Source organism: Paenibacillus sp. FSL L8-0340 (genome assembly GCF_038593145.1).
Taxonomy (GTDB): Bacteria; Bacillota; Bacilli; order Paenibacillales; family Paenibacillaceae; genus Paenibacillus_AQ.
In genome coordinates, this window is the sequence record NZ_CP151967.1 from 2639222 (window position 1) to 2654760 (window position 15539).

Annotated in this window: 16 protein-coding genes; 13 read left to right on the top strand and 3 right to left on the bottom strand. The window is 52.2% G+C overall.

Features of this window, described 5'->3' with window-relative positions:
• Window positions 1–86 precede the first annotated feature (86 nt).
• The 12 genes from NST07_RS11620 to NST07_RS11675 all read left to right on the top strand — a co-directional run bounded on the left by NST07_RS11620 (window position 87) and on the right by NST07_RS11675 (window position 12206).
• Entirely contained in the window at window positions 87–686 is a 600-nt protein-coding gene (locus NST07_RS11620) for an RNA polymerase sigma factor (protein WP_341091773.1), read from the top strand.
• Window positions 622–1404, top strand: a complete 783-nt coding sequence (locus tag NST07_RS11625; protein WP_341378154.1) for a hypothetical protein — start codon at window positions 622–624, stop codon at window positions 1402–1404. The genes NST07_RS11620 and NST07_RS11625 overlap by 65 nt, the downstream gene beginning before the upstream one ends.
• 59 nt (window positions 1405–1463) lie before the next feature.
• Window positions 1464–2357, top strand: a complete 894-nt coding sequence (locus NST07_RS11630; RefSeq protein ID WP_341091777.1) for an ABC transporter ATP-binding protein — start codon at window positions 1464–1466, stop codon at window positions 2355–2357.
• Between the two features lie 12 nt (window positions 2358–2369).
• Complete coding sequence (locus NST07_RS11635) at window positions 2370–3608, top strand: hypothetical protein (RefSeq protein WP_341091779.1); 1239 nt, start codon at window positions 2370–2372, stop codon at window positions 3606–3608.
• A 220-nt stretch (window positions 3609–3828) separates the two neighbouring features.
• Complete coding sequence (locus tag NST07_RS11640) at window positions 3829–4533, top strand: RNA polymerase sigma factor (protein WP_342481614.1); 705 nt, start codon at window positions 3829–3831, stop codon at window positions 4531–4533.
• Window positions 4463–4753: a hypothetical protein gene (locus NST07_RS11645; RefSeq protein ID WP_342481615.1), complete on the top strand. Its 291-nt coding sequence runs from the start codon at window positions 4463–4465 to the stop codon at window positions 4751–4753. The genes NST07_RS11640 and NST07_RS11645 overlap by 71 nt, the downstream gene beginning before the upstream one ends.
• A gap of 37 nt (window positions 4754–4790) precedes the next feature.
• The gene (locus NST07_RS11650) at window positions 4791–5666 is read left to right on the top strand and encodes an ABC transporter ATP-binding protein (protein ID WP_341091785.1); all 876 of its coding nucleotides are present in this window, start codon (window positions 4791–4793) and stop codon (window positions 5664–5666) included.
• Window positions 5663–6889 (top strand): ABC transporter permease, encoded by a 1227-nt coding sequence (locus NST07_RS11655; protein WP_341091787.1) that lies wholly within the window; start codon window positions 5663–5665, stop codon window positions 6887–6889. The genes NST07_RS11650 and NST07_RS11655 overlap by 4 nt, the downstream gene beginning before the upstream one ends.
• Window positions 6886–7518 carry a hypothetical protein gene (locus NST07_RS11660; RefSeq protein ID WP_341091790.1) on the top strand — a complete coding sequence of 211 codons (633 nt, stop codon included), beginning with the start codon at window positions 6886–6888 and terminating at the stop codon, window positions 7516–7518. The genes NST07_RS11655 and NST07_RS11660 overlap by 4 nt, the downstream gene beginning before the upstream one ends.
• 458 nt (window positions 7519–7976) lie before the next feature.
• Entirely contained in the window at window positions 7977–11444 is a 3468-nt protein-coding gene (locus NST07_RS11665; RefSeq protein WP_341091793.1) for a PAS domain S-box protein, read from the top strand.
• 93 nt (window positions 11445–11537) lie between these two features.
• Window positions 11538–11726 carry a hypothetical protein gene (locus NST07_RS11670; protein WP_341091796.1) on the top strand — a complete coding sequence of 63 codons (189 nt, stop codon included), beginning with the start codon at window positions 11538–11540 and terminating at the stop codon, window positions 11724–11726.
• An 87-nt stretch (window positions 11727–11813) separates the two neighbouring features.
• Window positions 11814–12206 (top strand): NusG domain II-containing protein, encoded by a 393-nt coding sequence (locus NST07_RS11675; RefSeq protein ID WP_342481942.1) that lies wholly within the window; start codon window positions 11814–11816, stop codon window positions 12204–12206.
• Here NST07_RS11675 and NST07_RS11680 read toward each other — a convergent pair.
• The 3 genes from NST07_RS11680 to NST07_RS11690 are packed head-to-tail and all read right to left on the bottom strand — an operon-like array spanning window position 12199 to window position 15159.
• Complete coding sequence (locus NST07_RS11680; protein ID WP_342481616.1) at window positions 12199–13071, bottom strand: TIGR03943 family protein; 873 nt, start codon at window positions 13069–13071, stop codon at window positions 12199–12201. The genes NST07_RS11675 and NST07_RS11680 overlap by 8 nt on opposite strands.
• A 35-nt stretch (window positions 13072–13106) precedes the next feature.
• Window positions 13107–14096, bottom strand: a complete 990-nt coding sequence (locus NST07_RS11685; RefSeq protein ID WP_342481617.1) for a permease — start codon at window positions 14094–14096, stop codon at window positions 13107–13109.
• Window positions 14097–14127: 31 nt separating this feature from the next.
• On the bottom strand, window positions 14128–15159 hold the full coding sequence (locus NST07_RS11690; protein WP_342481618.1) for a CobW family GTP-binding protein: 1032 nt from the start codon (window positions 15157–15159) through the stop codon (window positions 14128–14130).
• 199 nt (window positions 15160–15358) lie between these two features.
• On the opposite strand from NST07_RS11690, the gene rpmG reads away from it, so the two are divergent.
• Window positions 15359–15508, top strand: coding sequence for a 50S ribosomal protein L33 (gene rpmG, locus NST07_RS11695; protein WP_038589539.1), 150 nt, complete (start codon window positions 15359–15361; stop codon window positions 15506–15508).
• Window positions 15509–15539 lie beyond the last annotated feature (31 nt).

A 15539-nucleotide genomic window follows, 5' to 3' on the forward strand; every position in this document is an offset into this window, starting at 1 on the left:
TTGCATAACGTCACAAGAATGACACAATATCTGTTCATTTTTTCCGGCAGAAAAACAGTTATACCTATTAGAGAGGAGGGGACGAGGTGGATGAAAAGGAATGGATTCGGCGGATTCAGGAGGGGGAAACCGAGTATCTGACACCGCTGATAGAGCGGCACTACGCTGGCATCCAGAAGTATTGCTGCTGGCGGGTACGGAACGCGGAAGAGGCGAAGGATTTAACTCAAGAGACCTTTTACCGCTTCTGCCGCCATATTGAGCGTTATACTGACGCCGGAAAATGCCGTGCGTACTTATACACAATCGCCCGCCATCTATGCAACGATCATTTAAGGAAGGGACAGCCGCTATCCCTGGAGGACGAGGGGGATGCAGCAGACTGGAGGGGTGCACAGCAAAGCAGCTCTATAGAAGAACAGGTGGAAAGAGAGCAGCTGGTGCATGAGCTGTTTGAGCTGCTGCCTGAAGCGCAGCGGGAACTGGTGTTTATGCGCTTTTGCCTCGATCTGACCTACCGTGACATTGCCCGCGTAACAGGAGTGAACGTGTGTATGGTGCAGTACCGGGTGAAGCGCGGGCTGGCTGTACTAAGAAGCTACTTGGAAAGGAATGAAGCCGTTGAACAAGAGATCAGAGCAAGCCATCGTCAACGCCCTAAGGAACTACCCCACGCCCCCCATTGAACGGCAGCATCTTGAAGATACCGCCAGAGGGGCGGTGGAGGTGCTGCGCCAGCGACAAGCCGGGCGGAGAACGTCGTTCGGAGAGTTCTATCTGGCCCAGCTTCGCTTCATCAGCCGGAAGGTATGGGCCGTACAATTGCTGATCGTCCTGGGAATGGTGCTGTTACTGCGAAACGCCCTTCAGGAAATGGGTGAGAGTGTGCAAATCGTCATGATGGTCTCTATATCCTCGCCTCTGCTGGTAATGGCTGGAATCCGTACTCTGACCCGTTCGCTTCGCTGTAATATGCTGGAGATAGAACTCAGCACCCGCCATCTCCTGGAGAAGCTGACGATGGTCCGCATGAGTCTGCTGGGGATGGCGGATTTGCTGGGTCTGACCCTGCTGGCTGCGATATTAAGTGTTTGGATACATAGTGATGTTGCAACCATGCTGATCTATCTGCTGGTGCCTTTTAATTTAACTTGCCTCGGCTGCCTGTGGCTGCTCAATCGGGTTCGCACCCCAAGCTGCGGATATTACTGCCTGACCTTCGCCGGCATGGTGGCTTTGGTTCAGATGATACTTGCCTTTACCCCCAACCTTTGGGTGTTTGAACCAGCGGCAATGGGAGTATGGCAGACGATGCTGCTGGTGACAACCGCAGGAATAGCCCTGCAGGTACGCGGTTTGCGCAAGACTTGCCGGAGTCTGGAGACCGCTTCCAGCCTGATTTGAAATTACCGCGGCGCAGGCCGCTTGGCTACAGGGAGCATTAAATAAGGAGGGTTCATCACATGTTGGAACTGACTATAAATGAGCTAAGCAAGCGTTTTGCCGCGAAACAGGCGGTGAACGGCATATCGGCCCGGCTGACCAGTGGTGTGTATGGTTTACTCGGAGCTAACGGAGCAGGTAAAACAACGCTGATGCGAATGATCTGCGGTATTCTCAGTCCGACCTCGGGGATGATCCAGATGAACGGCCAGGAGATTGGCCGCATGGGGGAACAATACCGCGATCTGCTGGGCTACATGCCTCAGGACTTCGGATATTATCCCGATTTCAGCGCGGAAGAGTTTCTGTGGTACGTCGGATCGTTGAAAGGGCTGACCCTGAAGGCTTCGAAGGGAAAAGCCCGTGAACTGCTGCGCATGGTAGCTCTGGAGGAGGCAGCCCGCAAGAAAATCCGCACTTTTTCCGGGGGAATGAAGCAGAGGCTGGGTATCGCCCAGGCGCTGTTGAATGATCCCCGCCTGCTGGTGCTGGACGAGCCAACGGCGGGACTGGATCCCAAGGAACGGGTACGCTTCCGCAACCTTATAGCCGATCTGGCCCGCGATAAGATCATCCTCCTGTCGACACATATTGTATCCGATGTGGAATATATCGCCGATCAGATTCTGGTGATGAAACGGGGTGCACTGTTAATGAGCGGGACGGTAGAGCAGCTGACAGCTACGATGGAGGGCAATGTCTGGTTATGCCATGTTCCGGCGAGGGAAGCGGAGGTGTGGAATGAACGGTACTGTGTGAGCAATCTGCGGCATGAGCGGGACCGGGTTGAGCTGCGTATTGTCTCTAAGGTCCAACCCGCAGCTCATGCAGTTTCGGTTCCACCGACGCTTGAAGACTTGTTTCTATACCATTTTCAAGATGAATCGGCTGCAGCGGCGGGCGAAGTCAAATAGGAGGTACAGTTTATGGATATTCTGACCCGGTTTGAGCTCAGAAAGATCATGAGACGGAAATCATTTTTTATAGGCATAGCACTTGTAATCGTCGTGGCCTTATTAGGAGTATGGGCGCTCGTTTCGGGTGCGTACATAACGGACAAGGACGGCAATGATCTAAAGGGACTGGAAGCCATCCCGCTCCGAAAGGAATACAACCGCCAGCTTGCCGGACCGCTCACGGTAGAGAGAATAGCGGCTGCAGTCAAGCATCATCAAAAAGTCATGCATGATCCGAAAAACCTTAACGAGAAGGGGGAGCTCACAAATGAGGCTTATGTAACCTACAAAGAGCAGAGTTATCAGATTGATACGTTGATCCGGTTTGCTTTTTCCCATTCCCGTGAATACGATCATTATATTATCGACAGCATGACACCAAATACAGCAAAGACCTTCTATCAGGAACGTCTCGATAAGGTGAAAGAGTACATAGACCGGGATTATACTCCCGGCAATGCTTCTGCCAAAGAGAATGCTTTTTTTATGCGGATGAATAAGTCCATTCCGGTCCCCTTCCAAATGGACTATGTAAGCGGCTGGGAGAGTGTGTTCGAGAACCTGCAGTTTGTTTTATTGATCAGCGCGTTTGTGATTGCAATTTGGCTTGCTCCTGTCTTTGCCGGTGAATACCAGAGCGGGGCGGATGCAATAATCTTGTCCTCCCGTTATGGCCGCAATAAGGTGATTGCCGCCAAATTAAAAGCCGGCTTGATTGTCTCCCTTGGCTTGCTAGCTGTGGGATTAGGCATCTATACTCTCTTGATGCTTGGGATTTTTGGATTTGATGGGGGAAGCGCCAGCGTGCAGATGATCAAGCTTTTTGCTCCGGTTCCTTTCACGGTGCTTCAGACCTATTTGTGGGCAATTCTCATTGGCAGCCTGGCCTGTCTGATCGTGGGGGCGGTGACGCTTTGGCTGTCCAGCCGGATGAGCACCCCATTTCCCGTTATCATTTTCATTGTCATTTTGCTGATTGGCCCGCTGTTTTTTCCGGCTAGCAAGAGTAGCCGCTTGTACAATCATATGATGAACCTATTTCCTGGCAAAATGGTTGACGGCATTACAAGAGTAACCGAATACGAGGTGTATTCTGTGTTTGGACAGCTGATTCCCAGCTATAAGTTCGCTACAGGCTTTGCAATCATCGTTATTGTCCTGCTCCTGCCCTTTACTTATCGCGCCTTCAGAAACCATCAGGTGGTTTGATAGGAAAGACTCAAAGTTTCAGCTCTAAAGTCCCAAGCGGAAGTAGTCAAAAAAGTACGGATTCGCAGATTGCTGATGCAGCAGTTTGCGGACCCGTTTTGTTTTTTTCGGAAGCACTGTAACTATTTCGGAGGCTTGGACGAATAAGTAGTAGAAGGCTGCGGGAGAGGAGGGGATTCGGACGAACGATATCCAGAGAGGAAACAGGCAGCGCTCCATTATGGAGGATGAGGCTGCGGGTCACCCGGATGATGAGGCAGCCGTGCTGCTCCGGTTCCGGCAGGGAGAACGGGAGGCCTTTGAATGGCTGGTTCGTCAATACCGGCAGCCTGCGGTAGGGTTTGCCTATCATCTGACCGGGGATTATCATACCGCCGAGGATTTGGCACAGGACTCTTTTGCCTATCTGCTGGTGTATCCGGAGAGATTCGATGCCCGCGCGTCTTTTAAAACCTATTTGTTCACGATCCTCCGCAACAAAAGCATAGATTCCTTGCGGAAGCGGCAGCGGCAGGGGATCTTGCCGGTTGAAGCAGGAATGCGAAGCCGTCCCGATGCCGTCTTTTCAGGGAATATTTCAGGAGAGAACCTGCCTGAAGGGAACGGCATGCCGCCTCCCGGCAGGGAGGATCCCGAGCGGATGGCGATTGTGCACGAGGAGAACCGAGAGTGGCAACGGCGGTTGCTTGCGCTCAAACCGGATTACCGGATGGCCGTGTATCTCGTTGATGTAGGTGAGATGTCTTATACAGAAGCGGCAGCTATTATGGGCCGTACCACGGTGAGCTTCAAAGTATTGCTGCACCGGGCCCGTAAGAAGCTGAGGCAGATTTACGAAAAGGGGGAGTGGGATTGTGAAGCCAGCCGAAGAGGAACAAGCGTTTCTAGAGGAAGTGTACCGGAAAGCCCGTCTGCTGGAGTTTGACAAACGTGAAGCAGAGAAGGTGCAGAGAAACAGCCGGCAGCTCGACAGGCAAAGAAATACTAAGCTGGCGGGTATTGTGCTTACTGCGGTTGTTGTTTTTGTAATGATCAAGTTCGAAGTCATTGATCGAGGGTTGCTCGTCTTGCTGTCACTCCTCCTGATCGGAATAGGACTGATGGTGGAGAACACGGAGTTTGCCTGGGACCAGGAAAGCGATTAGTAATGGGAGTCAAAAATATGTGAGGGAGAGGACCAGAATGGAACTTGTAATTGAACAACTGACCAAGACCTACGGGGAAAAGCAGGCTTTAAACGGTGTCAGCTTCAAAGTAGGCGAAGGGATACACGGCCTGCTTGGTCCTAACGGGGCAGGTAAAACAACGCTAATGCGGCTGCTTGCAACTTTACTTACACCCACGTCCGGCAAAGCAACGATCGGTGGAGTGCCGTTGACGGACAAAGCGCAGATCCGCCAGCTGGTCGGTTATCTGCCGCAGGAATTTGCATTTTATCCAGGGATGTCGGTGCTTGAAGCGATGGATTATCTCGCACTTTTGTCCGGGGTGAAGGGGCATTCGGAGCGGAAGCGGAGAATCGACGATTTGCTGGAGCAGGTGAACCTGACGGAGCAGCGCCGGACCAAAGTGAAAGCACTGTCCGGCGGAATGAAGCGCCGGCTCGGCGTGGCCCAGGCAATGGTACATGAACCGAAGCTGCTGATCGTCGATGAGCCGACGGCAGGGCTTGATCCGGAAGAGCGGATCCGTTTTCGCCGGCTCCTCGGCCGGTTCTCTGAGGGGAGAATCGTGCTGCTGTCCACCCACGTTGTCGAGGATGTGGAATCCACCTGTGAGCAAATGACCGTGCTGCATAAGGGAAGTCTGCGCTACCACGGCAGAATCGGCGACCTGACGGGGGCTGCCGCCGGACGCGTCTGGACGGTGGAGCTTGACCGGGCGCAGTGGGAACGGGACCGCGACCGCCTTCCCGTGCTGTCCGCTGTGCCGGAAGGCACAGGAATGCGCATCCGTGTTCTCGCCGATCAGCAGCCTTATCAGGGAGCGCAGCAGGCCATACCGTCCATTGAGGATGCCTATCTTTACCTGATGCGCAAGGAGGAGTCGTTCGTATGATAGGGCTCATTGGTAAAGAGATTCGCATGATTCTGCGCAGTCTCGTCTTTTATGTATTTATACTAGTGGCCTGCTTCTTCTATTTCACCGAATATGCCGCAGAGCAGACCTGGAGCGAGCTTCGGCCTCCCGTTATGACTGAGCCGCAAAATGTGGGTCCCCCGGAACATCCTTTTTACGGCTGGAAGCTGCCCGGGAACACCTCTGAGCTTGCTACGCAAATTAGGAAAGAGATTGGCTGGGACCTGAATGCCGGTTCAACAACCAAGCTGAGAATCGGTTTTCCGCTCGAGAGCAAGCTGGACAAGCAAGAAAAAGCTGCCCTCACCGAAGCTGCTTCCAAGCTGGACAACATTATTAAAGATCCGGATAAGTACACGATGGATGATGTTTACAAGGTTGCCGATGATTTAAACAAGCAACTTGGCGGAAACAGTATGTACAAAAAAGGGATGGATGAATTCGGTTTTGCGATAGAGAACTACGATGAGGCGGTGAAAGCGCAGGAACAAACGCTTGCACGCTACAACGAGGTTGTAGAGGCCGGAGAGCTGCTGCCCGGAGCCGCACGGTATTTCAGCGATTATCTTTCACTTTCGGCCGGTATGTTTCCCGTGTTCCTATCAGCTTTTGTGCTGCTCCGCGATCGTTCCAGCCGAATGAGTGAGCTGATTTACAGCCGTCGGGTTTCGCCATGGACCTACGTTGGTTCAAAGTTTATCGCACTAGGGATTATGCTCTCCCTGATTTATCTTGTGCTTGCTGTCGCCGGCGGTTGGCAGACCGCAAATGCCCTGGAACTGAAGGGACAGACGGCGGAGACGATTTTCCTCTTCCTTGGATACACAGCTTGGTGGCTGTTGCCCACAGTCTGGGCTTCGATTGCCTTCGGTATGTTCGGCTCTATGCTGTTCCGCCGGGGGATTGTGCCGATCGCTCTGCAGATCGTCTGGTGGTTTATTTCCGCACTGCCGCTTATGGGCTCCTATGGGCTGTACAAGCTGATCATCCGCTTTAATACGCCAAGGGACGCTGATTTATATAAAGGCTGGGTGGATGAGATCGCAATTAACCGCAGCTTTTACATTCTACTTGCGGTACTGCTGGCAGCCGGAACCGCGCTGCTCTGGGAAAGAAACCGCAGCCGGACGGATTCTGGATGGGTACGGGGGAACAAAACCTCTGCTAGAAAAGCCAAAACGGTCGCGGGGGAAGCCTCATGACAGGTCAATCACTCCGCGTGCTTGGTTGGTACAACCTGAAGCTGACCGCCCATTATTCGTGGCTGCTATCCATCGCCTTGCTGTGCAGCGTGCATTTATTTATGGATCCTCAGCTCATGGAATGGAGAGACATCGCCAAGCTGGGAGAACAATTGATCAGCTTCCTTGGCCTGATCGTGTACCCCCATCTCGCGATGCTGGAGGAAGGCGGAATCGGTGAGGTGCTCTACGCCAAGAAGGTGCGGCATCACGCTATCTTCCTGTTTCGCTGGTTCTCCACTACTTTGTTTGTTTTTTTGATCATTGCCGTTTTTTTCACCAGCCTGCATTTGCGCGGCGCGGTATTTGACCTATGGCCGATGATCGGCGGGGTTGCCATTACCGCAATGGCGATAGGATCCGCAGGTATGACGGCCACACTTCTGCTCCGCAACATATCAGGCGGATACATTATCGGCTTTGCCTGGTATTTGCTTGATTTTATGACAAAGGGCCGTCTGACCGGACACTTTTATCTGTTTGGACTCATGAATGACGGATGGGATCAAGACAAGTGGCTGCTCGCCGGACTGTCATGCGCACTTGCCGTGTTCTGTGCCTTCCTGCTTCCGGCCCGGAGACTGGACTGATGGAAGCCTGTTTGACATAGAACGAACTTAACTCTTCAGCATCTTCGCTTAACCGGCGATAGATGCTTTTTTTTGTTTTAGCCTGAATGATGCCTGTATGTTAATACATTGGATACTGATTCGTATTAACCTAGCACCCGCAAGGACGGCGGGATCTGCACCGGAGCCGAAAAACTAAACAAACGGCATAAAGTGACTGAGAGGCGGTTTTTGGCCGGGCAAAACTGCTGACATTACGTCCCGATCTGCAACTGTATCGAACGGTTTTCCCGCTTCCATGGTCATTCTTTTTGGGCAAAAAGCCCTTATTCGCATGCCAAATCAACAGTAAATTGCCTCATTCGTTTTCCATTGTCTCTATGATAGACTTCATATTAGAAGCTAATTGACCGAAAAAAAGATATACTTACATTTACATTTAATTTCTGTCCGCCACTTTCACAGAGGAGGCTCTATCATTGTCCGACAATCTTTTTAAATATCTGTATTTGCGGTCTTCTACAGGATTTGCAGTTGTTTCCATGAAGGATGGGACGATACAGCTGGCCAATCCTGCACTGTGCAGTATGTTCGGGTATACGGAAGCGGAGTTTATGAACCTTCGGTATTTGGATATTTCCTGTACGGAAGAGAAAGACACAGCAGATCATGAGCAGGTTATAAACCTATTGCTGCAGAGCCCGGGTGCGGCTGTAGACAGTGAAAATCAATTTACACGCAAAAATGGTGAAGTCTTCTGGGTGGCACTGCATTTGTTTCTGACTTTTGATGAAGCTGCGGGTCCCCCTTTATATATGATTGCGGAAATGAAGGATATTACGGACCGCAAGCTGGCGGAGAAGAAGATTCTGGAGGAGCATTATCTCTATAATCTGATTTCGCAGAATACGCCGGATTTGATATCTCTCGCGGATCCTGAGGGTACGATCCATTATGTCTCGCCCTCCATTGAACGAGTACTAGGATACTCCACCCATGAAATGATCGGTAAAAAAAGGCCGGAATATTATCATGAGGAAGACGCATTGGAGATGACCGAGCAGGGACTGCTCTATTCGGATAATGATGTGTTTACCCGCAGGGTGCGCCATAAAGACGGGCACTATCTTTGGATTGAAAGCTCTTTCCAGGTCATGCGCGACGATAAGGGTGGGGTTCAGCAGGTCTTGACGGTTGCCCGTGATATAACGGTCCGGAAGAAATACGAGGACATGCTGGCAAACGCCCAGTTTCTGGCCCGGATGGGCTCGTGGGAATGGGAGGCGTCCAGCCAGCAGTTGATTGCTTCCAAGGAAATGCGCAGTATCTTTGGCCATACCGATGATTTCAGCAATCATACCGTCTACGATCCGCTGCTCATCAAGGAATGTGTGGAGCCTGAAGATCTGCCCAGGGTTACGGAGGCGCTGCTTGATTCGGTGAAACATGGGACAAAAGGCGGAGCGGTCTTCGGGATTACGGCGGCCGACGGCACGAAGAAATTTATAGATGCCCATTGGGAAGTGGCTCAGGATGCCTCAGGTAACATAAGGCAGATTAGCGGAGTGGTTCAGGACATTACAGCTCATCGGGAAATGGAGCAGCAGCTTCGGGAAAGCGAACAGAACTACCGGCTCATTTCGGAAAATTCCCAGGATTTCATTTCCCGCAATGCAACCGATGAGGAAGCAACCTATCTGTATGCCTCTCCGGTCTGTCTGCAGATGTTCGGATATACACCAGAAGAGATGGTAGGCACCGGGGGAATGGATTATATTCATCCTGAGGATGCAGCCCGTGTCCAGGCCTATCTGCGCAGCAGCATGAAAGGGGAAAGGCTTGAGCCGATCGTCTTCCGGTTTCTGTGTAAAGACGGCTCTTACATCTGGACAGAAACAACCCTGCGCCACATTGGTACCGGTGCTGGAGGAGATACGGAGATTGTCGGCATCACCCGCGACATCTCGGAGCGGAAGCAATATGAGCTCAAGATGCTGGAGAGCGAAAACCGCTATAAGTCTTTGTTTGAATATAACCCTTCGGCTATCAGCGCGATGGATTTGCAGGGACGGATTCAATCGCTGAATGCCAGCCTGCAGTATTTGACAGGGTATTCCTGTGAAAGCCTGCTGTTGTCAAACTACAGCGATATCTTTGATCCGGAAGAGCTGGATTTTGTGGCAGAACGCTTTCTTGTTGCTGCCAGCGGTGTAGCTCAAACCTTTGAGAGCAGACTGCTTCACCGGGATGGGCATGTTGTCGAGGTCAGTATGATTTATGTGCCGATAATGGTAGACAGCCGGGTTGTGGGCGTATTCGCCATTACGAGCGATATTACGGAGCGCAAACGGCATCTGGAGCAGATTGAGAAGCTCAGCTATGAGCATGCGCTGATTCTGAATTCCGTTTCAGAAGGTATTTTTGGCATGAATCTTGAGGGTGCAACGGTATTTATCAATCCGGCGGCATCCGCAATGCTTGGCTACGAAGCCGGGGAGCTGGCGGGTGAGATCAGGCTGCCTACGATCGAGCAGACCTGGCTCGACGGTGAGCCGTATCCTGGAGGGCGGAAGCCCCTGCGGGAATGGCTGGAAGATCATCTCACCTATGATGAGAAAGAGGGCGTATTCTGGAGACAGGACGGTTCAAGCTTTCTCGTCAAATACCGGATGACCCCTCTGTTCGATAACGGTGTACGGAAGGGTGTTGTGGTTGTGTTCCGCGACATTACCGAAGAGAAGGCGATTGTACGGGCTAAGGAGTCTGCCGAGCAGGCGGACCGGGCCAAATCGGAATTTCTGGCCATTATGAGCCATGAGCTGCGCACACCCATGAACGGGATTATCGGCATGGCTGATTTGCTTGAAGGCACCGAACTTGACGAAGAACAGCAATATTATACGCAGATTATAACCAAAAGCGGTGGGACGCTGCTGCATATTCTGAATGAGGTGCTTGATTTCAGCAAAATTGAGGCGGGTATGATGACGATTGAGCTGCAAGCCGTGGATCTCCGCCAGGTTGTATCGAACGTCACAGATATCTTTTATCCCCGTATCAAAGAGAAGGGGCTCTCGCTAAACTGCGAGCTGGATGACGCGCTGCCAACGCTGGTATTAACGGATGAGGCCAGACTGCGCCAGATTCTTGTAAACCTGGTCGGCAACGCGGTGAAATTCACCGAGGAAGGGGAGATCGGGATTCAATTGAAGCTGGTGTCATCCAGGGATTCCGGCGAGTGTGTTCTTAAATTTACCGTGACGGATACTGGGATCGGTATTCCGCTGGACAGCCAAGGGCTGCTGTTCCAATCCTTCTCCCAACTGCATCCATCGATCAACCGCAAATATGGCGGAACAGGTCTGGGACTGGCTATCAGCAAAAAGCTGGTGGAGCTGCTGGGTGGAGCGATAGGCGTGGAGAGCCGTGAAGATGAAGGCTCGGAGTTCTATTTCACCCTCCATGCCACTCTTCCAAGAGAAATCACCTCCGAGGGTGGCGCTGCTGCGTTCCCTGCTACGGAACGGCGTGAGAACCGTAGCAAGTACAAAGGCTCCTCCAGCGGGGTGTACGGTCCGCTCTCGATTCTAGTTGCCGAGGATCATCCTGTGAACCTGAGATTGCTGCAGGCATATCTCAAGAAGCGGGGATATGATTCCGATGTGGCGTCCAACGGGGAAATAGCGGTCGAGGCCGTGCTCACCGGGCAATATGATCTGGTATTTATGGACATTCAGATGCCGCTCATGGATGGGATTGAAGCAACAGCCAAAATCCGCGAGGAGCTCGGATTGTCCCCGGTCATTATCGCTACTACAGCTTTTGCCCGCAAAGAAGACAAGGAGATGTGCCTGAGGGCCGGCATGCAGGATTTCATCTCCAAGCCGATCCGGCCGGAGGAGCTGGACAGGGTGCTGAGGGAATGGTCGGCTTATTCCCGCAGATAGACTGAAGCAGCATACGGGAGTCAGGAATGATTGGCCTCCATTGAGGTTATTCTGAAAGAATGAAGGTTCAAAAAGAAGGAGAGAGGGCCGTTAATGAGAATGTTGTTGTATGTGCTGTTCGCGATCCTTTACCTGCTGACCACGTTCTTCGGCCTGGGTCCCGTACTGTTCGCTGACGGCTCTGCCAAGGAACGAACCCTTACGCTGATTGTCGTGTTGCTGATTTATACGGCGATCACCGTATGGATGCGCAGTCTACTGAAACGGGTGGGCAAGCATTGACAAAGTCTGCTGCGCTGACTATATTTAGACTATTCGTAATTATTACGTATAAATATAGCCAGCGAGAGGGTAACGCGATTGCAAAAGATGAAAAGCGGCGATTTTGTCATTATTGTATTGGTTTTACTTGTAGCCGGATCCATCTACGGAGTCAAATGGATGAATAACCGGAATGAGCATTATGCACAAGGGGATCTGAAAGCCGTTATTACAGTGAATGGCAAAGAGTATAAGACTGTTTCATTGACCAAAGAAGAGCAGATTATTGAGATGAAGACTAAGTTCGGCCACAATATACTAAAAGTGTATGATTACGGAATTCAGATGACGTATTCTGATGCACCGCTGCCGATTGCCCTGGAGATGGGCTTTATTTCCAGGCCGAGGCAGCAGATTATTTGCATCCCGGCCCGGCTGATGGTTGAAGTCGTCAACCCGGATAGATCCATTGATGATGATGAGCTGGATGCAGTTATTTAGCTGCTGGTAAACTTTGAATCTGCTTCCATGCGGCTACTGAGTCGGCATTGGTGTACACGTAAGGAGTGGAGGGCTGGGGAATCGCTGTAATGCTGTCTGCAGCAATCCGCATGAGTTCCTTGCCGCCGTATTTCACAACCTGAAGCTTGCCCCGAACCTCAATCCAGGTATCGGCGGGCAGGCTTATTTGTGTTTGCGGATCAAGCAGGATTCCGAAAGGAGTGGCATCGGCAGTACAGCATTGGACGAGAAAACGGCTGACCGCATACGAACTTGTGCCTGCCACCGCCGGTTCGCGGTACAGGAAACCTGAGACGGTGATCTCTTTACCTGCAAACTGGCCTTTATACAGGTCGATTGCTCCGAAGGTTTCGGAGAAAATTTCGGGATAGACCGTAATGACATCCTGTGCGTGAAGGTTGGCGGCAAGCTCCGCGAATTCCGCCTGATAAGGATTGGCTGCAACGAATGACTCTTTTTCCCGCGGTTCCACCGTGGTATAGGTTAAGGCGATGCCCTTTTTGGCTGCGGCCGCGCTGCCCAGAGCACGGTCGGGAAGCAGGAAGCCGAGCAGCAGCGGAAGCAGGAACAAGCCGTATAGCGCGCTGCTTCTGAGCCCGGTGCGGGGCAGGCGGTGCTCGCAGTCGCACAGGACACTGCTGTTGCCGAACAAGGCCTGAATCCCCAGGCTGAGTGCCATGAGCGCAAGGGGTACGGGACAGAGCTTAATCCAGCGCGCCAGCTTCGGGGCGACATAATAATGCAGCGCGTCCTGCTGGACCAGATGTCCAATGTACAGCGCGAAGAGAAGCAGAATAACCGCCCTGAGCAGATAGTGGTACCGGATGCTGCCGGAATCGTTCATCTCTGGCCCTCCTGAAATTTTTGTAAGAAATAGCATCATAACCCTAATGAAACCAGCACCGATCCGATAAAGACGGCGGAGAAGATAAGAAAAAATAAGTAAAGCGCGAACTTCGTCTTGAACAGCGAGAGCAGCATCAGCGAATTTTTGAAATCCAGCATCGGTCCAAGCACCATAAATGCCAGCAGTGATCCCGCCGGGAAGGTGTGCAGAAAGGTGGAAGCGACAAAGGCATCGGAGGTTGAACATAAGGAGAGGACAAAGGCCAGCCCCATCATGAACAGATAGGATCCCAGCGGCTTCTCCCCAATAGCGGCCAGACTGCCCTGATTCATAAAGCTCTGAATGCCGGAGGTCAGCAGGCAGCCGATAATCAAATATTTGCCCATCTCAAAAAACTCGTCCGATGTGTGCACGAAGACGGCAACCAGCTTGCCTCCGCGTGTGCCTTGTTCATGGCGTTCCGCGGTTTCACGCTGAATAGAAAGCCGCAGCGGTGACTTTTTTACCGTGATGTAAACGATAAGGCCGATCAGCGCGGCAACGGCAAACGCAAGACCGATCCGGGAATAAGCAAGTCCGGGATGGGAGCGGAAGGCCGTCAGTGTCGCCCCATAAACGACGGGATTGACCACGGGTCCCGAGAGAATGAATACGATGGCAACATACAGCGGCATTCCCTTATGCATCAGACGGCGGACCAGCGGAATCATGCCGCATTCGCATACGGGAAAGAGGATGCCGAGCAGACAGCCGAACAGGATCGCCAGAACCGGTCTCTGCGGAATCCAGCGTGAGATGATCTCGTCCGGAACGAATACGCGGAGCAGGGAAGACAGCAGCGCACCCAGCAGCACAAACGGCAGGGCTTCCAGCAGAATGCCGATAAAAGCTGTTTTGAACGTATCCACATAGGCATTGTCCAGCAGCTCCGGGTGCTCCGGCAGCCACACGATGCCCGCAATAATCAGAAAGACGGCGGGAATGAGCAGCGGCAGTATTTTAAACGGAGAAAAGGTTGTCAAGGCATCTTAGGCTCCTTCCCGGCATGCAGTATTAACCGAACAGTGCAGACCAGCGCTCCGTCAGCTGCTGTTCATCCAAATGCAACCCTATGAAAACGACATAAGGTAGTCCCGGATAACGCGACGGCTCCCAGCTTGCGCGGTTTCCGGCAAATTGTACCAGCTGGACTTCAGCCTGACCCCTCAGCCGTACATGTCCTTTAGCCCGCAGCAGGCTGCCGCCCCATTCGCGGAAGAAGCCCTCCAGCTGTTCCCTGTAGATTCCGCTTTCCTCCGCTTGCGGGAATGTCAGCGTCACAGCAGCCACCTGCGAATACGAGGGTTCGGCTTCAAGCCCCGGTTCCTGCACAGCGGTTGCACCCTGGGGCTGACCGGCGTTCATCCGTTTAAGCACGGTCCCGTTGATGCTGCGGGAGCTGCGCTGGGCAGCTGCGGTACGGGATGTCCGGGCAGTGATGCCGGCCAGCAGCGGAGCCACGTTGATTTCACTGTAGTGGGTAAACACAATCTCGGATTCCGCATTATACTTGCGGACGGCCTTTTCAATTTTCCATAAGGTTTCCGGCTCTACAAGATCACTTTTATTGACGATAATCAGATCGGCCCCGCTGATTTGCTTGCGCAGTGTCCGGACAAGCTGCTTGTCGGCAGAAAACCGGCTGTTGTACTCAAGCATGTTTTCGGCATCGAGAAGGGTGACCGTATAGTGCAGCGCCAGCCGCTCGCTGAACGAAGGCTCCTGCAGCGACTTTGCGATCTCTTCGGGATCGGCGACGCCGGTAAGCTCGATAAAGATCATATCCGGCCGCCGGGCGAGCAGTGCATTCAGGCTTCCCGGCAGTTCGTCCTTGCGGCTGCAGCAGACACAGCCGTCCAGCAGTTTTTCCACATTTGTCCCTGTATGCTCCTGCAGAATGTAGCCGTCAACATCGCGTTTGCCCAGCTCATTCATCACTACACCGGGATTCAGTCCCCGTGCCTTGCTCTCTTTCAGCAGAGTGAGCAGGAGAGTTGTCTTCCCGCTCCCCAGAAATCCGCTTAATATAATCACCGGTATCTTCATCGTCCACACTCCCGTTTGAATCTTGCAATTGCAAGAATCATATTTTCATATTTCCATTTATACGTAATTTGATCTAAGGAAAGACCACATATTTGAGAGAGTAGAAATTTTCTGCATGCCCTTGTTGACAGTAGGGGACTCAAACATGTAGAATGTGTAAATCGTAATTATTACGATTATACAAAAGGAGATGAACGCTGTGAGAGTAATTGTAACTTTGGCCTGCACAGAAACCGGCGACCGCAACTATACCACTACCAAGAACAAGAAAACCCAGCCGGGACGGATCGAAATGAAGAAATATTGTCCGCGTCTGAAACGGGTCACGCTGCACCGTGAGACACGCTAAGTTATGCAGTCCGGGTTCTGAAGCCGCCTTA